The sequence below is a fragment of the Ramlibacter monticola genome, from assembly GCF_016722785.1.
In the GTDB taxonomy this organism is placed as follows: domain Bacteria; phylum Pseudomonadota; class Gammaproteobacteria; order Burkholderiales; family Burkholderiaceae_C; genus Ramlibacter; species Ramlibacter monticola.
The window spans coordinates 365,481-389,471 of the sequence record NZ_JAEQNE010000006.1 but is presented as its reverse complement, the minus strand read 5'-3'; the positions used below and the strand labels follow the sequence as shown (position 1 = coordinate 389,471).

Annotated in this window: 28 protein-coding genes; 25 read left to right on the top strand and 3 right to left on the bottom strand. The window is 68.2% G+C overall.

Annotated features, from left to right (window positions below):
- Positions 1 to 674 precede the first annotated feature (674 nt).
- The 5 genes from JJ685_RS22530 to JJ685_RS22510 all read left to right on the top strand — a co-directional run bounded on the left by JJ685_RS22530 (position 675) and on the right by JJ685_RS22510 (position 3,208).
- Positions 675 to 896 carry a DUF433 domain-containing protein gene (locus JJ685_RS22530; protein ID WP_201676579.1) on the top strand — a complete coding sequence of 74 codons (222 nt, stop codon included), beginning with the start codon at positions 675 to 677 and terminating at the stop codon, positions 894 to 896.
- Positions 897 to 1,338: 442 nt separating this feature from the next.
- Positions 1,339 to 1,791 carry a hypothetical protein gene (locus JJ685_RS22525; RefSeq protein ID WP_201676578.1) on the top strand — a complete coding sequence of 151 codons (453 nt, stop codon included), beginning with the start codon at positions 1,339 to 1,341 and terminating at the stop codon, positions 1,789 to 1,791.
- Positions 1,792 to 1,949: 158 nt separating this feature from the next.
- Positions 1,950 to 2,135: a type II toxin-antitoxin system HicA family toxin gene (locus JJ685_RS22520; RefSeq protein ID WP_201676577.1), complete on the top strand. Its 186-nt coding sequence runs from the start codon at positions 1,950 to 1,952 to the stop codon at positions 2,133 to 2,135.
- A gap of 7 nt (positions 2,136 to 2,142) precedes the next feature.
- Positions 2,143 to 2,355 (top strand): type II toxin-antitoxin system HicB family antitoxin, encoded by a 213-nt coding sequence (locus JJ685_RS22515; protein WP_201676576.1) that lies wholly within the window; start codon positions 2,143 to 2,145, stop codon positions 2,353 to 2,355.
- Between the two features lie 295 nt (positions 2,356 to 2,650).
- Complete coding sequence (locus tag JJ685_RS22510) at positions 2,651 to 3,208, top strand: dihydrofolate reductase family protein (RefSeq protein ID WP_201676575.1); 558 nt, start codon at positions 2,651 to 2,653, stop codon at positions 3,206 to 3,208.
- 252 nt (positions 3,209 to 3,460) lie between these two features.
- Here JJ685_RS22510 and JJ685_RS22505 read toward each other — a convergent pair whose 3' ends face one another.
- Positions 3,461 to 4,369: an arsenite methyltransferase gene (locus JJ685_RS22505; RefSeq protein WP_201676574.1), complete on the bottom strand. Its 909-nt coding sequence runs from the start codon at positions 4,367 to 4,369 to the stop codon at positions 3,461 to 3,463.
- A 78-nt stretch (positions 4,370 to 4,447) separates the two neighbouring features.
- Between JJ685_RS22505 and JJ685_RS22500 the strand changes: the two genes are divergently transcribed.
- The 8 genes from JJ685_RS22500 (at position 4,448) to JJ685_RS22465 (ending at position 8,369) form a co-directional block, all read left to right on the top strand.
- Positions 4,448 to 4,774 carry an ArsR/SmtB family transcription factor gene (locus tag JJ685_RS22500; protein WP_201676573.1) on the top strand — a complete coding sequence of 109 codons (327 nt, stop codon included), beginning with the start codon at positions 4,448 to 4,450 and terminating at the stop codon, positions 4,772 to 4,774.
- Positions 4,775 to 4,899: 125 nt separating this feature from the next.
- The gene (locus JJ685_RS22495; protein ID WP_201676572.1) at positions 4,900 to 5,388 is read left to right on the top strand and encodes an arsenate reductase ArsC; all 489 of its coding nucleotides are present in this window, start codon (positions 4,900 to 4,902) and stop codon (positions 5,386 to 5,388) included.
- A gap of 1 nt (position 5,389) precedes the next feature.
- A complete protein-coding gene (locus JJ685_RS22490; protein ID WP_201676571.1) occupies positions 5,390 to 6,094 on the top strand; it encodes an aquaporin in 705 nt (234 codons plus the stop codon).
- A 73-nt stretch (positions 6,095 to 6,167) separates the two neighbouring features.
- Complete coding sequence (locus JJ685_RS22485; protein WP_201676570.1) at positions 6,168 to 6,602, top strand: VOC family protein; 435 nt, start codon at positions 6,168 to 6,170, stop codon at positions 6,600 to 6,602.
- Positions 6,603 to 6,652: 50 nt separating this feature from the next.
- Positions 6,653 to 7,093: a pyrimidine dimer DNA glycosylase/endonuclease V gene (locus tag JJ685_RS22480; RefSeq protein ID WP_201676569.1), complete on the top strand. Its 441-nt coding sequence runs from the start codon at positions 6,653 to 6,655 to the stop codon at positions 7,091 to 7,093.
- 98 nt (positions 7,094 to 7,191) lie between these two features.
- Positions 7,192 to 7,539 carry a GlpM family protein gene (locus JJ685_RS22475; protein ID WP_201676568.1) on the top strand — a complete coding sequence of 116 codons (348 nt, stop codon included), beginning with the start codon at positions 7,192 to 7,194 and terminating at the stop codon, positions 7,537 to 7,539.
- A gap of 43 nt (positions 7,540 to 7,582) precedes the next feature.
- Entirely contained in the window at positions 7,583 to 7,987 is a 405-nt protein-coding gene (locus JJ685_RS22470) for an SRPBCC family protein (protein ID WP_201676567.1), read from the top strand.
- Positions 7,977 to 8,369, top strand: coding sequence for a hypothetical protein (locus JJ685_RS22465; protein ID WP_201676566.1), 393 nt, complete (start codon positions 7,977 to 7,979; stop codon positions 8,367 to 8,369). The genes JJ685_RS22470 and JJ685_RS22465 overlap by 11 nt, the downstream gene beginning before the upstream one ends.
- Before the next feature lie 40 nt (positions 8,370 to 8,409).
- Here the strand turns inward: JJ685_RS22465 and JJ685_RS22460 are convergent, their stop codons facing one another.
- Entirely contained in the window at positions 8,410 to 8,898 is a 489-nt protein-coding gene (locus JJ685_RS22460; RefSeq protein WP_201676565.1) for a MarR family winged helix-turn-helix transcriptional regulator, read from the bottom strand.
- Positions 8,899 to 9,041: 143 nt separating this feature from the next.
- Here JJ685_RS22460 and JJ685_RS22455 point away from each other — a divergent pair, with 143 nt between their 5' ends.
- From JJ685_RS22455 to JJ685_RS22440, 4 genes are read left to right on the top strand one after another with little or no spacing between them, the layout of a single operon-like run.
- Entirely contained in the window at positions 9,042 to 10,115 is a 1,074-nt protein-coding gene (locus tag JJ685_RS22455; RefSeq protein ID WP_201676564.1) for an NAD/NADP-dependent octopine/nopaline dehydrogenase family protein, read from the top strand.
- The gene (locus JJ685_RS22450; protein WP_201676563.1) at positions 10,112 to 11,104 is read left to right on the top strand and encodes a 3-hydroxybutyryl-CoA dehydrogenase; all 993 of its coding nucleotides are present in this window, start codon (positions 10,112 to 10,114) and stop codon (positions 11,102 to 11,104) included. The genes JJ685_RS22455 and JJ685_RS22450 overlap by 4 nt, the downstream gene beginning before the upstream one ends.
- On the top strand, positions 11,101 to 11,901 hold the full coding sequence (locus JJ685_RS22445; protein ID WP_201676562.1) for an alpha/beta fold hydrolase: 801 nt from the start codon (positions 11,101 to 11,103) through the stop codon (positions 11,899 to 11,901). The genes JJ685_RS22450 and JJ685_RS22445 overlap by 4 nt, the downstream gene beginning before the upstream one ends.
- Positions 11,898 to 12,818, top strand: a complete 921-nt coding sequence (locus tag JJ685_RS22440; protein ID WP_201676561.1) for a quinone oxidoreductase family protein — start codon at positions 11,898 to 11,900, stop codon at positions 12,816 to 12,818. The genes JJ685_RS22445 and JJ685_RS22440 overlap by 4 nt, the downstream gene beginning before the upstream one ends.
- Positions 12,819 to 12,823: 5 nt before the next feature.
- Here JJ685_RS22440 and JJ685_RS22435 read toward each other — a convergent pair whose 3' ends face one another.
- A complete protein-coding gene (locus JJ685_RS22435) occupies positions 12,824 to 13,294 on the bottom strand; it encodes a MarR family winged helix-turn-helix transcriptional regulator (protein ID WP_201676560.1) in 471 nt (156 codons plus the stop codon).
- 150 nt (positions 13,295 to 13,444) lie between these two features.
- On the opposite strand from JJ685_RS22435, the gene JJ685_RS22430 reads away from it, so the two are divergent.
- Genes JJ685_RS22430 through JJ685_RS22395 form a run of 8 tightly spaced genes read left to right on the top strand, consistent with a single transcriptional unit; the run spans position 13,445 to position 23,991 of the window.
- The gene (locus tag JJ685_RS22430; protein WP_201676559.1) at positions 13,445 to 15,583 is read left to right on the top strand and encodes a thiamine pyrophosphate-dependent enzyme; all 2,139 of its coding nucleotides are present in this window, start codon (positions 13,445 to 13,447) and stop codon (positions 15,581 to 15,583) included.
- A 9-nt stretch (positions 15,584 to 15,592) separates the two neighbouring features.
- The gene (locus tag JJ685_RS22425; protein WP_201676558.1) at positions 15,593 to 17,155 is read left to right on the top strand and encodes an indolepyruvate oxidoreductase subunit beta family protein; all 1,563 of its coding nucleotides are present in this window, start codon (positions 15,593 to 15,595) and stop codon (positions 17,153 to 17,155) included.
- Entirely contained in the window at positions 17,152 to 18,123 is a 972-nt protein-coding gene (locus JJ685_RS22420) for a PDR/VanB family oxidoreductase (protein WP_201676557.1), read from the top strand. The genes JJ685_RS22425 and JJ685_RS22420 overlap by 4 nt, the downstream gene beginning before the upstream one ends.
- Before the next feature lie 13 nt (positions 18,124 to 18,136).
- On the top strand, positions 18,137 to 19,468 hold the full coding sequence (locus JJ685_RS22415; RefSeq protein ID WP_201676556.1) for an aromatic ring-hydroxylating dioxygenase subunit alpha: 1,332 nt from the start codon (positions 18,137 to 18,139) through the stop codon (positions 19,466 to 19,468).
- Entirely contained in the window at positions 19,465 to 19,947 is a 483-nt protein-coding gene (locus JJ685_RS22410) for an aromatic-ring-hydroxylating dioxygenase subunit beta (protein WP_201676555.1), read from the top strand. Before JJ685_RS22415 ends, JJ685_RS22410 begins: the two co-directional genes overlap by 4 nt.
- Positions 19,948 to 19,952: 5 nt before the next feature.
- On the top strand, positions 19,953 to 21,572 hold the full coding sequence (locus JJ685_RS22405) for an AMP-binding protein (protein ID WP_201676554.1): 1,620 nt from the start codon (positions 19,953 to 19,955) through the stop codon (positions 21,570 to 21,572).
- Positions 21,569 to 22,741 (top strand): thiolase family protein, encoded by a 1,173-nt coding sequence (locus tag JJ685_RS22400; protein ID WP_201676553.1) that lies wholly within the window; start codon positions 21,569 to 21,571, stop codon positions 22,739 to 22,741. Before JJ685_RS22405 ends, JJ685_RS22400 begins: the two co-directional genes overlap by 4 nt.
- Positions 22,738 to 23,991, top strand: a complete 1,254-nt coding sequence (locus tag JJ685_RS22395; protein ID WP_201676552.1) for an SDR family NAD(P)-dependent oxidoreductase — start codon at positions 22,738 to 22,740, stop codon at positions 23,989 to 23,991. Before JJ685_RS22400 ends, JJ685_RS22395 begins: the two co-directional genes overlap by 4 nt.

Below are 23,991 nucleotides of genomic sequence, written 5' to 3'. Positions count from 1 at the left end.
GTCCGAGCAGACCCGTTCGAGGGCACTCTCGCCCATCGGCCGCAGGGTGGGTTGAAGGTGAGGATGGTTGATAGTGGCGAAGAGATCCCTCTTCCGCACACCCTGGAGTCCACGGCCCGCGAGGATGACATCTTTGTCTTTTGCGTGAGCTCTGAGCTGAACTCCGAAACGGCAAAGCGGTTTGGAACTTCTGTGTGCGTCGAGATTCACAAACCGGTCCATTTCCTCCACCGTCTGCGCACCGCGCTTTCACTGCGCGCTCGTATACGCGCACACCATTTGGTTCATGGCGATGTTCGCTACTACGACTTGCACGAACCTCCCATCGTGGACTGGGCCCTCCCGGAGCGCATTGCACTGCGGAAACCGAGGCACTTCTCATGGCAACGGGAGTACCGTTTCGCAGTACCTCGTGGGGATGCATTTGCGGTGGAGAACGTGTCCGTGAAATTGGTGCCACTAGACGTCCCACGCCCGCCTCGCTCCATGGATCATCCGTTCATCTCCTTGAAGCTAGGTGATCTCTCCCAGTGCTGTAAGGTGCACAACCTGTGATGGCGAGACCTAACTTGGCAATCGACGCGGACGTCCGATCGGCCCGCTTTCGCGGGCCTACTGTCCGCCGGTCATTTCTACGTTAGCCATCACTGAGCGTCAGTGCTAGCATGAGTGCCATGATCGACTGGTCCAGCTGTTCCGCCGTGGAAAACGACCCCAGCCGTGTGAGCGGCGCCTGGGTCTTCCGTGGCACGCGCGTGCCCGTCGCTGCCCTCTTCGAGAACCTGGAAGATGGTGCTTCCATCGAGGACTTCGTGCAGTGGTTCCCCGGCGTGTCTCTGGAGCAAGTCCGCGCTGTTCTTGAGCACGCTGCTCGGAGCGCTGCGGCCGTCGCGTAGTGCGCGTCCTGTTCGACCAAGGTACGCCGGCGCCTCTGCGCCACGCGCTGGTCGGACACTCTGTTGAGACCGCGTTCGAATTGGGCTGGGGTACGCTCCAAAACGGTGCCCTGATCGCTGCCACGGAGAGCCACGGCTTTGAGGTGCTGCTCACGACGGATAAGAATCTGAAGTACCAGCAGAACCTCGCAGGCCGGCGCCTCGCGGTTGTCGTTCTATCAACCACAAGCTGGCCCCGTATTCGCGGAGTGACTGCCAAGGTACTGGAGGCTGTAAGTAGCGCAGTGCCAGGCAGCTACATGGAAGTCGAGGTGGGTTGATGGCTAACAGGTTGTTCGACGCGGACACGCAGCGGCATTGCGCCGCGAGCCATGCGCGAGGGCATACGTCTTGCGGCGTAATGCCACTGCGCGCCAGTCAACTCCGACGTTAGCCCTCACGAATGGCCCCCGTTGTCAGCTTTGCCGAACTGCTCGAAGCGTACGAGTGGGTGAGCGCGGGCATTGAGATGGAGGCCGAGGCCTATGTCAGCCGTGCCACCGGGCAGATCTTCCTTTCGACGGCCTCGGGCGAGTTCGGGGCGGGCGAGGACGCATTGCCGGAAAACGTCGGAGACGAGAGCCTGTACATTCCGGTGCCGAGTAAACGCGACCTCGATCTTGGCAAGCCGTTGGTGTTTCGTTTCGTGCGCGAGCGTCTACCCGAAGCTCATGCTAGGGTCGAAAGTATCTTCGCGCGACGCGGAGCGTATGGTCAGTTCAAGAGTCTTCTTGAAGGCGCCGGACTTCTGCAGTCGTGGTACGAATTTGAAGCGCGAGCTGTCGAAGCCACGCTTCGGGAGTGGGCGGAAGAACAAGAGCTCACCCTAGATGACGGGGGGAACGATGAGGGCTAACAGGTCGTTCGACGCGGACACGCGGCGGCATTGCGCCGCGAGCCGTGCGCGGGAGCATACGCCTCGCGGCGCAATGCCGCTACGTGCCGGTCAACTCCGACGTTATACGGCGAGAGAACGGCCGGTTTGGAGCGCGACGCCCTCCCTGCTATCCTTTATTGAAGATTGCCGAGGTGCTTCGCCTGCTTCATGAAGACGGCTGGTACCTGGTCGCAACTCGCGGGAGTCACCGGCAGTTCAAGCACCCGACCAAGCCCGGTCGCGTGACTGTCCCGGGTAAGCCCAGCGACGATGTGGCCCTTGGCACCCTGAACAGCATCCGGAAGCAAGCCGGGCTGAAGTGAGGCTGTGATGCGCTATGCGATCGTGATCGAGAAGGCGGAGGACAACTACTCTGCGTACGTCCCTGATCTTCCGGGGTGCATTGCTACGGGCGCGACGCTCGAAGAAGTCGAATCCGAGATCCGCGAGGCGATCGTCTTCCATCTTGAGGGACTGCGCGAAGACGGTCTTCCTGTCCCTCCAGGCGAGAGCACGGTCGACTACGTGGATGTCGCCGTATAACAGGCCGGTCGACGAGGGAACTCAGCGGCAAGGCGCCGCGAGGCGCCATGGGAAATTCTGCACCTCGCGGCGCCTTGCCACCGGGTGCCGGTCATCTTCACGCTAGGCGACACAGGGGAGCGTTTCTCGCGAATTGCGCTCGTGTGTTGAAGCCTTGCCGCAAGTTTCGTGTATTGGCGACAAGATTGCGGTGCATCCGCTGTTGCAGTAGAACTGTGCGCCTTCGGAACCTCGCAGCGATCAGTTGGAGCCAGACGGCTGGGCGTCTCGTCGAGTATCTCGAACGGAGGACACCATGGGACTATTGACCTTCAGTATCAACGTCACCCTGGACGGTTGCGTCGACCACCAGGAAGGAATCGCTGACGACGAGACACACGCCTTCTTCACCCGCCTCATGGACGAGGCCGGGGCGATGCTGTGGGGTCGCGTCACGTACGAGATGATGGAGAGCTACTGGCCGGCGGTCGCCCGCGGCGACACGGAAGCGCCGCCAGCGATGCGCGAGTGGGCGGTCAAGCTGGAGGCCAAGCCGAAGTACGTGGTGTCGTCGACGCGAAAGGACTTCCCGTGGACCAACAGCCACCAAGTCGCCGGCGACCTGCGCGCGGGCGTGCAGAAGCTCAAGGACGCGACCCCGGACGGCGTGCTCCTCGCTGGCGGCAAGCTCGCGACCGAGCTGGACGGGCTGGATCTGATCGACGAGTACAAGTTGCTCGTCCATCCCAGAATCGCGGGGCACGGCCCGACGCTGTACGAGAGCGGGCTACGCAGCACGCGACGGCTCGAGTTGGTCTCGGTGAAGCCGCTCCGCAGCGGCGCGGTCGCCATGCACTACCGGCGCGCGCGCTGACTCGGAGAGGGATCATGTCGCCCAACAACGCGCTGCACTCGGGCGGGGAGGGAGCTTGCCTCGCCTTCGTTGACACTTTCACCTAACGGAGAGAGTGGTCAATGGGAAAACCTGGGACTAGGAGGATCAAGGACTACGGCATCGAGATCGACAACTCGACGGCCGAACCTGGTCCGCGCGGGGTCGCGCTGGATCAACCGAGTTTGAGACGCTGCTGCCCTGGAACGCAGACCAGCAGCTGAAGCGGGCTGCTCAGTTGCCACAGCACCCCGGCGAGCAGCAAGACTGCCTGCTCGCCTGCGCGCTTGCCCTCCCTTCACCCTTGGCGACCGGCGCGCTCACAGGCTTTCTCGCCCGCACGAAGCCGCTCACGAACTTTCCGTCCACCTGCGCGGCCAGCTGTTGGACTTCCTCGCCTTCATGGGCCAGGAATGCCTGGGCGTCCTCGACGGAGTAGACGCGCGTGACCTCGATGGCCGCCTGCTCGAACCCGGCGGCTTGCAGCTTGGCGAGGTACTCGTCGTGTGACAACGCGCCGGCCACGCACCCGATCCACAGGTTCATGCTGCGACGGATGGAGTCGGGAACCTCCCCGCGCACCACCACATCCGAGACCGCGAAGCGGCCGCCCGGCTTGAGGACGCGGAATGCCTCCCGCAGCACCCGGTCCTTGTCGGCGGACAGGTTGATCACGCAGTTGGAGATGACCACGTCCACGGAGTCGTCTGGCAGGGGAATGCGCTCGATCTCTCCCTTGAGGAACTGCACGTTCTTCAGCCCGCTCTTGCGCTTGTTCTCCCCGGCCAGTGCGAGCATTTCATCGGTCATGTCCAATCCGAAGGCGAACCCCTCAGGGCCGACGCGCCGCGCCGACAGCAGCACGTCGATGCCGCCGCCCGATCCCAGATCTAGGACGCTTTCTCCGGGCTTGAGCTCGGCCAACGCCGTGGGGTTGCCGCATCCCAGAGAGGCAAGCAGCGCCTTCTCGGGAACGTCGGCCGCCTGGCTGGCGTCGTACAGATTCGACGTGATCGGATCCACCGCGTCCAGCGATGCTGCCTTGCCGCCGCAGCAGCCGTTGCTGCCCCCGCGGGTCACCCGGTCGGCCGCAGCGCCGTATCGTTCCCGGACCACTTCCTTGACGTTCTCATGCATGGTCATGCGCTTCTCCTGTGTCGGTTTCCTGGCTGGCCCCACAGTATTGCTCCATAATTCCCAGAGTTCAAGTATCATTGAAATATGGATCAAGCCTCGGTCGTGAAGTCCTTGGCTGCCCTGGCGCAGCCCATCCGCCTGGAGGTGTTCCGCGCCCTGGTGGTCGCCGGTCCGCGCGGCATGACGCCTTCGACGATGGCAGAGGGCCTCGGGATCTCGGCGAGCTCGCTGTCCTTTCACCTCAAGGAGCTTGCCAACGCCGGGCTGATTACCCAGGAGCGTTCCAGCAGGAACCTGATCTACCGAGCCGCGTTCGACCACATGAACGCCTTGCTTGGGTACCTCACCGAAAACTGCTGCCAGGGCGCCGGGTGCACGGCTGATTCGGCGGCTGCGAATTGCCGCTGCTGACCTCCGTCTCCAAGGCACCCCGTGATCACCATGATGAAGCACCGGTGGCGCATCAATGCTGTCCCTGCCGCTCGAACGCCTCGACCGTCTCGCCAGCCAAAGGAAGTCCGAACCATCCCCGCGAAATGACCACAAACGTCCTGATCCTCTGCACGCACAATTCCGCCCGCAGCGTGCTCTCCGAGGGCATGCTGGATCACTGGGCGAAGAAGCTCGGCAAGGACGTGCGTGCCTACAGCGCCGGCAGCGCTCCCAGCGGTCGTGTCAATCCTTACGCGGTGGAATCACTTTCGGAAGCCGGAGTGGACACCGCGGGCTACTACAGCAAGAGCTGGGACGAGTTCACCAAGGCGGAGGCGCCCCGGATGCGGATCGTGATCACTGTCTGCGACAGCGCGGCCGCCGAGCAGTGTCCGTACTGGCCGGGAAGTCCGGTCAAGGTGCACTGGGGCTACCCGGACCCCTCCAATGCGCCGGAGAGCGAGAGGAAGAAGGCCTTCGAGCTCACTCGCCAGGCCATCGGGTACCGCATGCTGCAGCTGCTGCAATTGCCGCTCGACACCATGGACGACGCGGACTTGCAGAAGGCCCTGGACGCCATCTGCGCGAGCTGAGATGAAGGCGACTCTTCCACAGAAGTTGTCGTCGGAGCTCCTGGGCACGGCGATGCTGCTGGCGGTGGTCATCGGCTCCGGAATCATGGGCGAGCGCCTGGCCGGCGGCAACGTCGCCATTGCCTTGCTGGCCAATTCCCTGGCCACGGTGGGCGGTCTGTACATCCTGATCGAGCTGTTCGGGCCCATCGGAGGCGCGCATTTCAACCCCGCCGTTTCGCTCACGATGGCCTGCCGCGGAAATCTCCCCTGGCCGATGCTGGCACCCTACATCCTGTGCCAGCTGGCGGGCGCCATTCTGGGCGCGTGGCTGGCGCATGCGATGTTCGACATGCCCATTCTGCAGTTCTCGACGAAGGTGCGGACGGGCATCGGGCAATGGGTGGCCGAGGGCGTGGCCACCTTCGGGCTCCTGCTGGTGATCTTGCGCGCACCGGCTTCCCGCGTTGCCGCCATGGTCGCGGCCTACATCGGCGCCGCCTACTGGTTCACGGCATCCACGTCGTTCGCCAATCCAGCGGCTGCGTTCGGCCGGATGTTCAGCGACAGCTTTGCGGGAATCGCGCCCTCCAGCGCACCGGGATTCGTGTTGGCACAGCTCGCGGGCGCTGTGATCGCCGTGGGAGCGCATCAACTGTTGGGGGTTGCGGGCGATGGGACGAGCGAGCAGGAGGCGGTCCCTGCGGACACAAGCGACTCTGCGTGACGTTCACGCGGACATGGGTGACCCGGGGCATGTCAAGAGGGCATCGAAGCCACACTGACGGCGAAGGAAGGATATGACGATCAAACGCATGGACAACGTCCTCATCGTTGTCGACGATCTCGAGGCCGTCAAGGCGTTCTTCCTCGACCTGGGTCTCAGGCTCGAAGGCGAGACCACCGTTGAAGGGCCTTCGGTCGGGCGCCTGATCGGACTCGAGGACGTCCGGGCCACTCTCGCGATGATGCGGACTCCCGATGGGCAGGGAATCGAGCTGGACAAGTTTCACACGCCCAGTGCGATCAGGTTCGGGCCCGTGGATGTGCCGGTCAACACGCTGGGCTTCCGTCGCGTCATGTTCTCCGTCGATGACATCGACGCCCTGGTTGCGCACATGCGTGCCCAAGGGGCCGAGCTCATTGGCGAAATGCAGTACGAGAACTCGCATCGGCTGGCCTACCTCCGGGGTCCGGAGGGCATCATCGTCGCGCTGGCCGAGGAGCTTGGCTGAGGCCATGGTCCGCCGATTCCCCTTCACCTTGGACCACGGAGTCAAGTAGCTTGCGTCTCTGGTCGCTCCACCCCAAGTATCTTGACCCGCAGGGCTTGGTCGCGCTCTGGCGGGAGGCCCTTCTTGCGCAGGCGGTACTGCAAGGCCACACGCGTGGCTACAAGGCCCACCCTCAGTTGGAGCGCTTTCGCGCGCAGCGCAACGCCGTGGCGGCCATTGGCTCCTATCTGGCGGCCGTGTGCACCGAAGCCCGCACGCGCAACTACGCATTCGACGAAGCGAAGATCGTGATCGGGAAGCCGCACAAGCCCATTGCAGTGACCGCGGGACAGGTGCAGTACGAGTGGCAGCACCTCATGGGCAAGCTCTCGAGACGGAGCCCCGAGACTCTGCGACGCTGGCGCACAGTGGAAACACCCGAGTGCCATCCTCTGTTCGAGGTCACCGCCGGCGATGTCGAGTCATGGGAGCGGCAGAATGGAAACGGGTAGTGTGTTCCAGAGCGTCCCGACCGGCCGATCCACCTTGTTGGCGAGTTCGACTCGCAGGGTGAGAATGGCGAGCGACTTCCCCGTTCCTTAGGCGCCAGGTGCTCTCGCTGTTCCTCAAGTGCTTGCTCGGCGCATTGGCCGTGCTGATCATCGCGCTGCTGTCCAGGTCCCGAAGCTTCTTCGTCGCGGGGCTCGTGCCGTTGTTTCCGACCTTCGCGCTCATCGCGCACTACATCGTCGGGACGGAGCGCTCGGCGGCCGACTTGCGTGCCACCGCACTGTTCGGTCTTTGGTCGCTCGTGCCCTACGCCGTGTATCTGGCGTCGGTCTACTGGCTCAGCGTTCGGCTGGCATTGGTCGCTACTCTGGCATGGGCAACACTCGCCTGGACACTCTGTGCCTTGCTCATCCTGGTCGCCTGGTATCGACTGTATCCGGCGGCCTAGAATCGAATTCGCGCTCGTCCCCGCACGGAGTGGAGGTGGCACCATGGCATCCATTCGCCGGCAAGTCCGCATCGACAGGCCCTCGGCAGAGGTCTGGGATGCGCTGCGCGATGTAGGCGCGCTGCACACCCGGCTCGTCGTCGGATTCGTCACCGACTGCAGGCTCGAAGGCGACTCGCGGATCGTCACCTTCGCCAACGGAATGACCGTTCGCGAACGGATCGTCGACATCAGCGAAGAAGACCAGAGGGTCGCGTGGTCGGCCGAGGGCGGCAGCCTGAGTCACCACAACGCCTCGGCACAGGTCGTTCCGGTGGCGAGCGGGGCATGCAACGTCGTCTGGATCGCCGACCTGCTTCCCAATGAGATGGCGCCAGCCATCGCTGCCATGATCGACCAAGGCCTCGCGGCCATGAAGCGCACCCTGGAATCGGCGAATGGCGCGTAAGCCCTGCGCGTCAAGGCAACTGCTCCTGTCGTGTCTGTGCCTCCTGGCGGCCTGCGAAGGCAGGAACGATCCGGCTGCGGCGCCGGTTCGCGGCGCCCTTCCGAGCGCCTCAACGGATCGGTGGATCGGCCGATGGGTGGGACCCGAAGGCACGTTCCTCGACATTTCCGCTGACGGCCAGAAGTACCGGATCACGATCCGGAATCTGGATGGTCCGCGCACCTTCGACGGGACTCCCGCCGGAAACCGCATCACCTTCGAGAGGGACGGAGCCGGCGAATCCATCCGCGCCGGCACTGGCGCGGAGACGGGCATGAAGTGGCTCGCCGACAAGACCGACTGCCTCGTGGTGAAGCCAGGCGAAGGGTATTGCCGCGGCTGAGTCCGGCGCCCAAGCGCGCGAAACCTTGCCCCAGCGGCCCTCAGCTCTCGAGGTCCTCCGCTTCCGGCCCTTCCTCCGCCAGGCTCTCGTGCAGTTCGATCATCTTCCGGAGAGTCTTCTTCAGTTCCTGCGACCGGGCCATCCCGAAGGGCTCCAGCACCCGGCGCTCGTGCTCGTTCGCCAGCTCGATCAGGTCGGCAACCTGCCGTGATCCCGCGGGCGTGATCGCCACCAGGGTGACGCGCCTGTCCTTTTCGTGGGCGACCCGCTGCACGTGGCCGCGGCTTTCCATCCGGTCCAGCACGCGGGTGAGGGTGGGCTGCTTCATGATCGACGACCGCGCCAGTTCGCCGATGCTCATCAGCTCCGCCCCGGCCAGGCTCGCCAGGACGCGCCACTCGGAAACGGTCATGCCCTTGCGCGTGACGATCCGGTGGAACTCCCCCGAGATCAGGTGACTGGCCTGCGCCAGCAGGGCCGGCAGGTAGCCATCGACGAACGAGCCCTCGACGGGCTTGGCCTTGCTCATGTCCCCATTCTCGCTTTCCCTGAGTGCTGCGGGCCCTTGCGCCCTCGCGGGGCAAGTTCATTGTTGACAGCTCAATATATGAAAAGTAATGTAGCTGCGCAAGCGGGCGAAGCTTCGCGCACCGCATCTGGAGACGAACGGAGATGAAAATTGCCATCCTGGGCGGCGGCCACGGCTGCTATGCCGCTGCCGCGGACCTGTCGGAAGCCGGCCACGAAGTGCGCCTGTGGCGGCGCGACGCGGCGGCGCTGCGGCCCGTGATCGACAGCGGTTCCATCGTGCTGAAGGACTCGGACGGGGCGCGCGAGGTTCGTATCGCCCGGGCGACATCGGACATGGGCGAGGCGCTGCGGGGGGCGGAGCTCATCGTCCTTCCCTCGCCGGCGACGGCGCAGGAGGACATCGCCCGTGCCATGGCCCCCTACCTGGCGGACGGCCAGGTGGTGTTCCTGGCGCCGGGCACCTTCGGCAGCTTCGTCATGTCGCGCATCGTCCGGGCCGCCGGCAACCGCGCCGACGTGGCCTGGGCCGAAACGGGGACCCTGCCTTACCTCGCCCGCAAGCATGGCGACCGGGAAGTGAACGTGACGATCCGCGCCGTGCGCCTGCCCACCGGCGTCTATCCGGCGCGCAAGTCGGAGCAGGCCCTCGCCGTGATCCGCCGGGCCTACCCGAGCGTGCACGGCTGCGGCGATGCGCTCTCGGGCGCCTTGATGAACGCGGGCCCGATCATCCATCCGCCCCTGATCGTGATGAATGCCGCGCCGCTGCAGCACTTCGAGCGCTGGGACATCCACAACGAGGGCACGCAGCCCGCCGTGCGCGCCGTGACCGACCGGCTCGACCAGGAACGCGTGGCCGTCCGCGAGGCCCTGGGCTATGGGGCGCCGCACTACCCGCTGGCCGACCACTATCGCAACGACCAGTGGATGTACGGCGATGCGCACAGGAAGCTGGTGAAGTCCGGTGACTGGCGCGAGCACATCGACCTGCATGCGCACCGCTACGTGACCGAAGACACCGAGCTGGGGCTCGCCTTCCTCGCCTCCGTGGCCCGCTGGGCGCAGGCGGATGCGCCGATCGCGCACGGCCTGCTGGCCGTCGTCGGCGGCTATCTCGGGCGGGACCTGCGGCAGGGGCCGCGGACGCTCGAGGCGCTGGGACTGCATCGGCTCGACCGCAAGGCGCTGCAGCAACTGCTGCACGAGGGCGAATGAGCGGGCCCCGCTTTGCCGCGGTCGGCGCCGGCCGCATGGGCCGCGGCATCGCGATCAGCTTCGCGTATGCCGGATACCGCATCGCCCTGGTGGACCTGCGGCGGCGCACGCCCCGGGCCTTGCAGGCCCTGCACGAGGAGGCGGGCGCCGAGATCCGCGGCGCGCTGCAGGGCCTCGCGAAGCTGGGTGCCGTCCGTGAGGAGCAGATCCCCGAGATCGCGTCGCGCGTGGACTTCGTGGACGCCGACGGCGCACCGGCGGCGCTCGCGGCCGCGGAACTGGTCTTCGAAGGCGTGCCGGAGACCCTGGAGGCCAAGCGCGATGCCTTCGAGGCGATGAACCGGCATTGCCGCGACGACGCGATCCTCACCTCCACCACCAGCAGCATCCTGGTGACGCAGCTCGCGCAACTGGTGCGCCGGCCCGGGCGCTTCCTCAACATGCACTGGCTCAACCCGGCCTACCTCATCCCGGTCGTGGAGCTGAGCACGCACCCCGGCACGAGCGCGGCGGTGCTGGCGCGCACGCGCGCGCTGATGGAAAGCATCGGCAAGGTGCCCGTCGTCTGCGGCCCGGCGCCGGGCTACATCGTGCCGCGCCTGCAGGCGCTGATCATGAACGAGGCGGCGCGCATGGTGGAAGAAGGCGTCGCGACGGCGGAGGAGATCGACAAGGCCACCCGCTTCGGCCTCGGCCTGCGCTTCGCGGCGCTGGGAGTCGTGGAATTCATCGACTTCGGCGGCTGCGACATCCTGCACCACGCGAGCCGCGAAATGGCCGGCAGCATCGATGCGGCGCGCTATCGCGCACCGGCCATCGTCGGCCGCATGATGGAAGAGGGGCGCCTGGGGCTCAAGACGGGCAGCGGCTTCTTCGACTACGCCGGCCGCGACGTCGGAGCCTACCGGCTGGACGTCCTGTCGCGCGTGCTGGGCCAGCTGCGCCAGGCGGGACTGTGGCATCCCCCCGGGGACGGGACGCTGTCGTGAAGCCCCGCCGCGCCTATGTCGACCTGCCGCACGGCCAGGTGCACTACGCGGAGTGCGGTGAGCGCGGCGCCCCCGCCGTGCTGCTGCTGCACCAGACGCCGCGCAGCTGGGCGGAGTACCGCGAGGTCCTGCCCCTGCTCGGTGCGCGTTACCGGGCCATCGCCATGGACACCCCCGGCTTCGGCGCGTCGGACCCGCCGGCCGCCGTGCCCTCGATCGAAGCCTGGGCCGCCATCGCCGCGCAACTGCTGGAGGCGCTGGGCATCGCCCGCGTGCACGTCGTGGGCCACCACACGGGCGGCGTGATCGCCATCGAGCTGGCGGCGCGGTACGGGCAGCGTGTGCGCTCCCTCGTGCTGTCGTCCACGCCGTACACCGACGAGCCGTTCCGCCGCGCGCGCGCCGGGCAGCCGCCGATCGACGCGGTGGAGGCAAGCGGGGACGGCGCGCACCTCGCTCAGCTGTGGCGCAAGCGCCAGGGCTTCTACCCGGCCGGCCGGCCCGAGCTGCTGCACGCCTTCGTTCTCGATGCGCTCAAGGTGGGTGGCGACGTGGAGGCGGGTCACCGTGCCGTCGCCTCCTATCGCATGGAGGACCGCATCGCCGTGGTGCAGCAGCCGGTGCTGGTGCTCCGCGCGACGGACGACCCCTTCGCCGCGCCGCATGCGGTGCACTGGCGGCAGGTCCTGCCGCGCGCCCGGTTCGTCGACATTCCGGGCGGCATGGTGCCCCTCCCGGACCAGCTGCCGGAAGCCTTCGCAGCGGCGGTGCTGCCCTTCCTGGATGCCCAGGCATGAAGGCCGCGCGCGTGCACGCCTGGGGCGAGGCGCCCCGCATCGAGCAAGTGCCGGATCCGGCCGGCGGGGCGGGCCTGAGCCTCGTGCGCATGCATGCCGCGACCGTGGGGCACATCGACCGCAGCGTGTGGAGCGGGAGCTTCCTGCGGCGGCCGACGCTGCCCTATGTGCCCGGCGTGGAGGCGGCCGGCGTGGTCGTGCGCAGCAGCGTGTTCCAGCCCGGGGAACGGGTCTGGCTGCGGGGCGCGGGACTCGGCATCGCGCGCGACGGAACCTGGCGCGAGCTGGTCGAGGCACCGGACCACGCGCTCGGCGCGCTGCCGTCGGGGGTCTCCTTCGCGCTGGGCTCCGCGTTCTTCTCGCCTTGCACCTCCGCCTGGGTCGCGCTGCACGAAGTGGGGCACGTGCACCCGGGCGAGCGCGTGCTGGTGACCGGCGCGACGGGCGCCGTCGGCTCCATCACGCTGCAGCTGGCGCGCGCGGCCGGCGCGCAGGCCGTGGCGGTCGTGTTCGACGATGCGCAGGCCGGGCGCCTGCCGCCCGGCACGGAGCGCATCCCGGCCTCCGAGCTGCGCGCGGATGCGCCGCTGCTCATCGACACCGTGGGCGGCGCGGCGCTGCCCCTGGCCCTGCGCGGCGTGGCTCCCGGCGGACGCGCCGTGCTGGTGGGCTATGCGGGCGGAACGCAGGCGCAGCTGGACCTGCCGGAGCTGCTGCAGCGCGACGTGGCCCTGCTGCCGCTGAACATGTTGCGGCGTGAAGCCGCAGGGCGTGCCGCGGCACCGCGGCTGCTGCAGATGCTCGAGCGCGGCGAGCTGCAGCTCGCGGTGACGACGTTTCCGCTGGAGGAGGCCGCCCGCGCGCTCGAATGGATCGCGATGCGCGGCCATGCCGGCCGCGCGGTGCTGACGGCCTGAGGCTGCTAGGGTTCCGCGTGGTCTTCCGCGGCGGGCCCGTGCAGGGCGATCAGCCGCTGCAATCCCGCCTTCATCCCGGCGGCGCGGCGCGGCCCGAGCGGCCGCAGGAGGCTCCGTTCGTGGGAGCGCGCCAGGGGCACGAGCTTGCGCGCGAGTTGCCGGCCTGCCGGCGTGATACTCACCAGGACGATGCGCCGGTCCCCAGGATGGCGCACGCGGTCCACCTGTCCGGCCGCCACCATGCGATCGAGCACGCGCGTGAGGGTCGGCTGCTTCATCACGACGATCCCGGCGAGCCGGCCGATGCTCACGGGCTGTCCTTCCGCGAGCGTGGCGAGCACCCGCCACTCGGCGGCCGCGCAACCGTGCGTCGCCGCGACGGCGTGGAACTCTCCCGAGACGATGGCGTGCACCCGGGCCAGGAGCGCGGGCAGGTAAGCCCCGACGAAGGGCTGCGCCGGTTCGCGCCGGCTCATGCGGCGACCCGGATCCGACTTGGCCTCGTCCGTCAACTTAGGGGATTCCCCGGGGCTGGAAATCGCATGACTTTTCATATGTTCCAGCTTAAACTAATCCGAACTCATACGCACCTCCTGCGTGGGGCGATGGCGATACCGGGGATCTGAATGGCCGAGCGTTCGTTTGTCGAAGAAGTGAAGAAGCTGCGCCTGGGCGCGGGCGAGACCTTCCGTGGCGAGGGCATCCTCGCCGTGACCAAGGCGCTGCTCGAATCCGGCGTCGCGTACGTGGCCGGCTACCAGGGCTCGCCGATCTCGCACCTGATGGACGTGCTGGCCGACGCGCAGGACATCCTGGCCGAGTACGGCATCCGCTTCGAGAACAGCGCCAGCGAGGCCACGGCCGCCGCGACGCTGGCGGCTTCGGTCAACTACCCGCTGCGCGGCGCCGTGACCTTCAAGTCCACCGTGGGCACAAACGTCGCGTCGGACGCCCTGGCCAACCTGGCCTCCGGCGGCGTGACGGGCGGGGCGCTGATCGTGGTCGGCGAGGACTACGGCGAGGGCTCCTCCATCATGCAGGAGCGCAGCCATGCCTTCGCGATGAAGTCGCAGATCTGGCTGCTGGACCCGCGCCCCAACCTGCCCAGCATCGTGCAGGCGGTGAAGGCGGGCTTCGAGCTCTCCGAGGCCAGCCACACGCCGGTGATGCTGCAGTTGCGCATCCGCGCCTGCCACGTGCACGGCGAGTTCGTCGCCTCCGACAACCGCATCCCGTCCTTCACCATCGCCGACGCGGTCGACAACCCGAAGCGCGACGTGGACCGCATCGTGCTGCCGCCCGCGAGCTTCGTGCACGAGCAGGAGAAGGTGCGCCAGCGCTGGCCCGCCGCGGTGAAGTTCATCCAGGAGCACAAGCTCAACGAATTCTTCGCCGAGGGCAGCGACGAGATCGGCATCATCGTCCAGGGCGGCTCCTACAACACGCTGGTGCGCGTCCTGGAGCGCCTGGGCTTCGCCGACGTGTACGGCAACAGCCGCATCCCGCTGTACTGCATGAACGTGGCCTACCCGGTGGTGGACCCCGAGGTGCTGCGCTTCTGCGAAGGCAAGCGCGCGGTGCTCATGGTGGAAGAGGGCCAGCCCAACTTCATCGAGCAGAACATCGCGACCATCCTGCGCCAGGCCGGCTCCGCCACCGCGCTGCACGGCAAGGACGTGCTTCCGGTGGCCGGCGAGTACACCGCCGCCGAGACGCTCAAGGGCGTGCGGGCCTTCCTCGAGCGCTACGGCCGCCTGCAGCCGCAGCCCGCGCCCGTGCAGGCGCACAAGGTGATCCCGCTGAAGCCACTGGGGGAAAGCGTGTCGCCGCGGCCGCCGGGCTTCTGCACCGGCTGCCCGGAGCGCCCGATCTTCACGGCCATGAAGCTGGTGGAGCGCGAGCTGGGCCCGCACCACGTGAGCGCCGACATCGGCTGCCACCTGTTCTCCATCCTGCCGCCGTTCAACATCGGCAACACCACGATGGGCTACGGCCTGGGCGCCGCCGGGGCGGCCGCGCTGAACGCGCCCTCGCACAAGCGCGCCATCAGCGTCATGGGCGACGGCGGCTTCTGGCACAACGGCCTCACCAGCGGCATCGCCAACGCGGTGTTCAACAAGAGCGACAACCTGACCATCGTGGTCGACAACAGCTACACCTCGGCCACCGGCGGCCAGGACATCCTGTCGTCCACGGCGCAGAACCAGTCGCGCAGCACCGGCCACGCGATCGAGAAAGCCGTGCGCGGCGTCGGCGTGAACTGGGTGAAGACGCTGCGCCGGACCTATGACGTCGCGGGCATGCGCGACGCGCTGCGCGAAGCGCTCACCACCAGGGAGCAGGGCCCCAAGGTGCTGGTGGCGCAATCCGAGTGCATGCTGAACCGGCAGCGGCGCGAGAAGCCGCTGGCGCGCAAGGCCGCCGCCGAAGGCAAGCGCGTGGTGCGCGATCGATTCGGCGTGGATTCCGATACCTGCACGGGCGACCACTCGTGCATCCGCCTGTCCGGCTGCCCCTCGCTGTCGATCAAGACCAATCCCGATCCGCTGCGCACCGACCCGGTCGCGACCGTACTCGATTCCTGCGTCGGCTGCGGCTTGTGCGGCGAGGTGTCGCATGCCGCCGTCCTGTGCCCTTCCTTCTACAAGGCGCAGATCATCACCAACCCGACGCGCTGGGACCGGTTCCGCCAGCGCGTGCGCAGCGCCGTCATCGGCTACCTGCAGCGCCGCGACGCCCGGGCCCGCGCGCGCTACGCCTTCTGAGGAACCCGGATGAACAAGGTGCAGCCGATCAAGATTGCCATCCTCGCCATGGGCGGGGAGGGGGGCGGGGTGCTGGCGGACTGGATCGTCGATCTCGGCGAAGCCAATGGCTACATCGCCCAGACCACGTCCGTGCCCGGTGTCGCGCAGCGCACGGGCGCGACGATCTACTACGTGGAGATGTATCCGCGCGCCCAGGCCGAAGCGGACGGCGGCCACCCCGTGCTGGCGCTGATGCCCCTGCCGGGCGACGTCGACGTGGTGCTGGCCTCCGAACTGATGGAAGCTGGCCGCGCGGTGCAGCGCGGACTCGTGACGCCCGACCGCACGACGCTGGTCGCCTCCACGCACCGCGTCTACGCCATCGCCGAGAAGATCGCGATGGGCGACGGGCGCGCCGACACCGCCAACCTCCTGGCGCACGCCCAGCGTGCCGCCAAGCGCCTGGTGCGCTTCGACATGGCGCAGGTGGCGGAGGAATCGGGCAGCGTCATCAGCGCCGTGCTGTTCGGTGCGTTGGCCGGCACCGGCGTGCTGCCCTTCAGCCGCGCGCAGTTCGAGGCCACCATCGAGCGCGGCGGGGTGGGTGTGAAGGCCAGCCTGAAGGCTTTCGGTGCGGGCTTCGGCCGTGCGAACGCCGAGGACGACAAGGAAGTCGCCGCTCCGGCCGCGGCGCCGGAAACCCAACCCGCCGCGGCGAGTGATCCGCAGGTGCGCGCGCTGCTCGCGCGCATCGCGGGCGACTTCCCCGCCTCCGCCCGTTTCGTGCTCACCGAGGGCGTGCGCCGCCTCGTCGACTACCAGGACCCCGACTACGCCGGGCTCTATCTCCAGCGGCTCGCGCACCTGTACGCGCAACCCGGCGGCAACGACGCGCAACTTCTGTCCGAGACGGCCCGCCACCTGGCGCTCTGGATGTCCTACGAGGACACCATCCGGGTGGCGGAACTGAAGACGCGCAGCAGTCGCTTCGAGCGCGTGAGCTCCGAGGTGCACGTGCAGAAGGACCAGCTGCTGGCGATCAACGAATTCATGCACCCGCGGCTGCAGGAGATCTGCGAAACGATGCCGGCCGGCCTCGGCCGCTGGCTCGCGCGTTCGGGCTGGCCGCGCCGCCTGGTCGAGCGCCTCACCTGCAAGGGCAGGGTGGTGGCCACGAGCTCCCTCCCGGGTTTCCTGATGCTCTACACGCTGTCGGGCATGAAGCGCTGGCGCCGCAGCACGCTGCGTTACCAGCTGGAAGTGGGCCGGATCGAGGACTGGCTGGCGCGCATCGTGCGCATTGCCGCCATCAATCCGCAGCTCGCGACCGAAGTCGCCCAGTGCCAGCGCCTGGTGAAAGGCTACGGCGACACGCACGAGCGCGGCTTGGGCAACTACGAGACCCTGATGGCCGCCATCGAGCGCGCCGGCGCACGCATCGCACCGGCCGCGGTGCGCGAACTGCGCGACGCCGCCCTGGCGGACGAACGCGGGGACAAGCTGCAGGTGGCGCTGGAGCGCCTGGGCTTCGGCGAAACCGCCGCCACCGCCACGCGCGGTGCGGCCCTTGCGGTGGGAGAAGCGGCATGAGCCTGGCGCTGCGCGTCATCGAAACGCGGGACCTGAACCCCCTGATCCGCCAATTGCGGCTCGCCGCCGCCGACGGCGCGATCCTTCCGGGCTTCACGCCCGGCGCGCACGTCCGCGTGCAGGTGCCGCCCGCCAGCGGTGCGGGCGACTGGCGTCACTACTCCCTGGTGGAACTGGACCCGTCGGCGGACCTGCAGGCGCCCCGCAGCTACACCATCGCCGTGCGCAGGGAAGACGAAGGCCGCGGAGGCTCGCGCTTCATGCACTCCGTTCGCGTCGGGGACCAGCTCACGGTCGAAGCGCCGAAGAACGAGTTTCCGCTGCACCGCGGCCCCGGCCGTGTCGTGCTGGTGGCCGGAGGCATCGGCGTCACGCCCCTGGCCACCATGGCCGCGCACTGCCGCGCGCAGGGCCAGGCCGTGCGCATGCAATACGCGGGACGCAGCCGCGACCTGATGGCCCTGCTGCCCGAACTGCAGGCACTGCTGGGCGAAGACCTCGCCGTGCACGCCGACGCGGAAGCGGGTGCGCCGCTCGCCGTGGACGCGCTGCTGGCCGCCTGCGGGGCGCACGACCAGTTGCACGTGTGCGGCCCCAAGCCCCTGCTCGACGCGGTGCTCGCCGGCGCGAAGGCCCGCGGCTGGCCGCACGACCGCGTGCACTTCGAACTGTTCAGCGCGCCGGAAGCGCAGGCGGGCGACCATGCCTTCGAGGTGGTGCTGTCGCAAAGCGGGCGCACGGTGGCCGTCGGCGCGAGCCAGTCGGTGCTGGACGCCCTGATCGATGCCGGCTGCGACCCCATGTTCGACTGCAAGCGCGGCGAGTGCGGCGTGTGCACGTGCACGGTCCTGGAGGGCGAGGTGGAGCACCGGGACTACTGCCAGAGCGAGGCCGAACGGTCCGCGGGCAGGGTGATGCAGATCTGTGTGTCGCGCGCCCGCGGGCCGCGGCTGGTACTTGACTTGTGAGGAGCGAGGAGCCATGACGAGCCAAAGCTATCGAGGAAACCCGGACGCCGTGCGCGCGCTGGTCAAGCCGGACCGGGTGCACCGCGACCTGTACATCAGCCAGGAACTGTTCGAGCTGGAGCAGGAGAACTTCTTCGCCAACACCTGGAACTACGTCGGCCACGACAGCCAGGTGCCGAAGGCGGGCGACTACATCACGGCCGACGTGGCCGGCCAGCCGCTGATCGTCGTGCGCCACTCCGACCAGAGCGTGCGCGTGATGATGAACCGCTGCGCCCACAAGGGCGCCAAGGTGGTGAGCGACGGCTGCGGCAGCACCGGCAAGTTCTTCCGCTGCCCCTACCACGCCTGGACCTTCAAGACCGACGGCTCGCTGCTGTCGATCCCGCTGAAGAACGGCTACGACAACACGATGTTCTCGGAGTGCGAGGGCTCGCGGGGGCTGGTGGCGGTGAAGAACGTGCGGCTGTACCGCGGCTTCATCTTCGTGAAGATCAACGACGTGGGCCCGGGCTTCGAGGAGTACTTCGGCGACTCGCTCAGCTCCATCGACAACATGGCCGACCGCTCGCCGCAGGGCGAGCTGGAGATCGCCGGCGGCGTGCTGCGCTTCATGCACGACTGCAACTGGAAGATGGTCATCGAGAACCTCAACGACACCATGCATCCCATGGTGACGCACGAGTCCTCGGCGGGCACGGCCAAGAAGCTGTGGTCCGGCCAGCCGGCGGATGCGCCCAAGCCGATGGCCGTGGAGCAGTTCGTGCCCTTCATGTCCGACTACAAGTTCTTCGAGGACATGGGCGTGCGGGTCTACGAGAACGGCCACAGTTTCTCGGGCGTGCACTTCAGCATCCACAGCAAGTATTCGGGCATCCCCGCCTACGAAGAGTCCCTGAAGGCCGCGCACGGCGAGGAGAAGGCCGCGCAGGTCCTGGGCCAGGCGCGCCACAACACGGTGTACTACCCGACGCTCACCATCAAGGGCGCGATCCAGACGATCCGCGTCATCAAGCCGCTCGCGGCGGACAAGACCCTCGTGGAGAGCTGGAGCTTCCGCCTCAAGGGCGCGCCGCCGGAACTCCTGCAGCGCACCACCATGTACAACCGGCTGATCAACTCGCCCTTCTCGGTGGTCGGCCACGACGACCTGGCGGCGTACCGCGGCATCCAGCGTGGCCTGCACGCCAGCGGCAACGACTGGATCAGCCTGCACCGCAACTACGAAGAGTCCGAGATCGGCAAGCGCGAAGTGACGACCATCGGCACCAGCGAGATCTCGATGCGCAACCAGTACCGCGCCTGGGCCCGGTACATGACCCTGACCATGGGAGGCAAGGCATGAGCGAACCGACCCGCCAGGACCTGATCGATTTCGTGGTGCGCGAGGCGCGCCTGCTGGACGCCAGGCACTTCGACGAGTGGAACCAGCTGTTCACCGACGACGCCTTCTACTGGGTGCCGCTGGTGCCCGACCAGGTGGACGGCCTCAACCACACCTCCCACATGTACGAGGACAAGCTGCTGCGCGACGTGCGCATCGAGCGGCTGAAGAGCCCGCGCGCCTTCTCGCAGCAGCCGGCCAGCCGCGCGCACCACCTGCTGCAGACCCCCACGGTGGAGGAATTCGAGCCGGCCTCCAACCGCTACGTGGTGCGCACCGAGTTCCACTACACCGAGGCGCAGGGCGACTCCCTGATCTTCCTGGTGGGCCACACCGTGCACCACCTGACGGTGCAGGAGGGCGCGCTGCGCATGACGCTCAAGCGCGTCAACCTCCTCAACCCCGACGCCGCGCTGCCCTCGGTGCAGCTGTTCATCTGAAGCGAATGTCCACGGTCCACCAGCGATTTGCCGCCACGGCGCGGCGGGCGCCCGAGGGCGAGTTCCTGTTCGTCGACGCGGTCACGGCGGAGGTCTACGGGATTCCTGCCGCGCCGGTGACCTGGGCGGCGGCCGCCGCGGAAGTGGAGCGCCTGCGCCAGCAGTACGCGCAGGCGGGCTACGGCCACGGCCACCGGGTCGGCCTGCTGCTGGAGAACCGGCCCGCCTTCCTGTTCCACTGGTTCGCGCTGAACGCCGTGGGCGCCAGCGTGGTGCCGATCAACGCCGAAATGCGCTCGGCCGAACTGGAGTACCTGATCGGCCACAGCGAGATCGCGCTCGCCGTCACGCTGCCGCAGCGCGCGGCGGACCTGCAGGACGCGGCGCGCGCCGCCGGCGTGCCCATGGGAACGTGGGACGCCGTCGGTAGCCCGCCCCGCGCGACCAGCGCCGCACCCGCGGCGGCAACGGCTCCCGGCCTCGCGACCGAGTGCGCGCTGCTGTACACCTCGGGAACCACCGGGCGGCCGAAGGGCTGCCGCCTCACGAACGAGTACTTCCTGCGCGCCGGCGACTGGTACGCGGGGCTGGACGGCGTGTGCCCGGTCCGCCCCGACCGCGAACGCATCATCACGCCGCTCCCCCTGAACCACGTGAACGCGATGGCCTTCTCCACGATGGTGGTGCTGACGGCCGGCGGCTGCCTGATCCAGCTCGATCGCTTCCATCCGAAGAGCTGGTGGCACAGCGTGCGCGAAAGTCGCGCGAGCATCGTGCACTACCTCGGCGTGATGCCCGCGATGCTGCTGTCCGCACCGGCATCGGAAGCCGACCGCGCCCATTCGGTGCGCTGGGGCTTCGGTGCCGGCGTGGACCGGAAGAACCATGGCGTCTTCGAGCAGCGCTTCGGCTTCCCGTTGGTGGAGGCCTGGGCCATGACGGAAACGGGCGCGGCCGCCTGCATCATGGCCAACCACGAGCCCCGCCACATCGGCACGAGCTGCTTCGGCAAGCCCGAGTCCTTCGTGGAGTTGCGGCTGGTGGACGAGGCCGGCGAAGACGTGCCAGCGGGCGTGCCTGGCGAGCTGCTGGTGCGTTCCAGCGGGCCGGACCCGCGCCGCTACTTCTTCTCGGGCTACCTCAAGGACGACAAGGCGACCGACGAGGCCTGGGAGGGCGGCTGGTTCCACACCGGCGACATGGTCCGGCGCGACGACGCCGGCTCCATGTTCTTCGTGGACCGCAAGAAGAACGTGATCCGCCGCAGCGGCGAGAACATCTCCGCGGTCGAAGTCGAGAGCGTGCTGAACCAGCATCCCGCGGTGAAGAGCGCCGCGGTGGCCGCGACGCCGGACGCGGTCCGCGGCGACGAGGTCCTGGCCTGCATCATCCCCCGCGACCCGGTGCCCGAGGCGCAGCGCGCCGCCGTGGCCGCGGCCATCGTGCAGCACGCGCTGGCGCAGCTGGCCTACTACAAGGCCCCGGGCTACGTCGCCTTCGTCGACGAAGTGCCGCTCACGAGCTCGCAGAAGATCCAGCGCGGCCAGCTGCGCGAGCTGGCGCGGACCTTGCCTTCGAAGCCGTGTTGCATCGACACGCGCACCATGAAGAAGCGGCAAGCATGACCCGCAGGCGGCTCTCCTACGAAGGCATCGCCGTCGCGGTACCGATCACGGTGCCCTACGAGCGCTACTCCACGCGCGGCGCCCACTGGTTCATCGGCCAGGCGCTGCACCGGCTGGTGCAGGAATCCGGCATCGCCAAGGAGCAGATCGACGGACTCACCGTCAGCAGCTTTTCGCTCACGCCGGACACGGCGGTCGGCGTCACGCAGCACATGGGCCTCTCGCCGCGCTGGCTGGACCACATCCCCACCGGCGGCGCCTCGGGCGTGATGTCGCTGCGCCGCGCCGCCCGCGCGGTGCAGGCGGGCGACGCCGACATCGTGGCCTGCGTGTCGGGCGACACCAACCACGTCGACTCCTTCCGCCAGACGCTGGGCGCCTTCAGCAACTTCGCGCGCGACGCCAGCTACCCCTACGGCTCCGGCGGCCCGAACTCCATCTTCGCGATGATCACGGCCAACTACATGCGCGCCTACGGGGCGACGCGCGAGGACTTCGGCCGCATCGCGGTGGACCAGCGCACGAACGCGCTGCGCAACCCGAACGCGCTGTTCAAGAAGCCGCTGACGCTGGACGAATACATGGGCGCGCGGTCCATCTCGGACCCGATCCACCTGTTCGACTGCGTCATGCCCTGCGCTGGCGCGGAAGCCTTCCTGGTGATGCGCGAGGAGCGCGCCCGCGAACTCGGCTTGCCGCACGCCCTGGTGCGCGGCGCCATCGAGCGGCACAACGCCTACTCCGACGATCCCATCATGGTGCGGGGCGGCTGGCGCATGGATCGCGACGAGCTCTACGCGCAGGCCGGCACGAAGCCGGACGACGTCGACTTCGTCCAGACCTACGACGACTACCCCGTGATCGTGATGATCCAGTTCGAGGACCTGGGCTTCTGCGAGAAGGGCGAAGGGCCGGCGTTCGTGCGCGCGCACCGCGGCACCTTCGACGGCGAGCTTCCCAACAACACCAGCGGCGGCCAGCTCTCCTGCGGGCAGGCGGGCGCGGCCGGGGGCTTCCTCGGCCTGACCGAGGCGGTCCGCCAGCTCACCGGCGCGGCCGGCGAGCGTGCCGTGAAGGACGCGAAGCTGGGCCTGGTGGGCGGCTTCGGCATGGTCACCTACGACCGCTGCCTGTGCACGGGCGCCGTGCTCCTCGGGAGGTCCGCATGACGATGCCGCTGATGAAGCCCAAGCGCAAGAACCCGGTCCTGCGCACGCGGCAGATGAACCTGCCGCCCTGGGCCCGCGGCCGCGTGGCCCTGGGCATGACGGCCGCCGCCGCGGAAGGCCGCTTCGAACTGCAGGCGTGCAAGGACTGCGGCGCCATCCAGTACCCGCCGCGCGAAGCCTGCCACCAGTGCCTGTCGCCGCGCCTGCAATGGAAGCCGCAGCCGGGCGAGGGCACGCTGCTCGCGCTCACCACGCTGCACCACAGCAACGACCTGTTCTTCCGCGAGCGCCTGCCGTGGCGCCTCGGGCTGGTGAAGCTGGACAGCGGCCCCTCGCTGATCGTGCACCTGCACGGCGAGGTGGGGGAGGCGCCGACGCGCGTGCACGTGGGCGCGCGCCTGGACCGCGCCGGGCAGGCGGTGCTGATCGGATTCCCCCCGGACGGGAGCGAACACATGGCGGACGACAAGATGCTGAGAGAAATGACGAGCGACCCCAAGTTCCGCAAGGTGCTGGTCACCGATGGCAAGACGGCGGTGGGCCAGGCCATGGTGCAGGCCCTGGTGAAGGCCGGCGCCGAGATCGTGTGGGTCGGCCATGCCGAACCCTGGAAGAAGCTGCCGGGATTCGACGACATCTCGAAGATGAAGGAGGTCACGCTGGTGCCGCTGGACCTCACCAACGGCCGCTCCGTCACCGAGCTGGCCGGGGAGATCGGCGGCAAGGTGGACATCGTGATCAACACCGCGGAGGTGCACCGCACCTTCGGCATCTCCGGCCGGCGCGGCACCGACGTCGCCAAGGCGGAGATGGACATCAACTACTTCGGCCTGCTGCGGCTGGCGCAGGAGTTCGGCCCCGCGCTGCGGGCGCGCTCGGCCGACGGCGTGACGCACGCGGCCGCCTGGGTCAACCTGCTGTCGATCTATGCGCTGGCGAACTACCCGGCGCACGGCACCTTCTCGGCCTCCAAGGCCGCGGCGCTGTCGCTGGCGCAGTGCCTGCGCGCGGAGATGCGGCCGGCGGGCATCCGGGTGGTCAACGTGTTCCCGGGCCCGATCGACGACGAGTGGAACCAGAACATGCCGCCGCCCAAGCTCGCGCCCTCGGCGCTGGCCAGTGCCATCGTGAAGGCGCTGAAGGAAGGCATCGAGGACGTGTACCCGGGCGACGTCGCCCAGGAATGGCTGGAACGCTGGCGCGAGAACCCCAAGGTGCTCGAGCGCGAACTCGCAGCTGGAGGACATTGA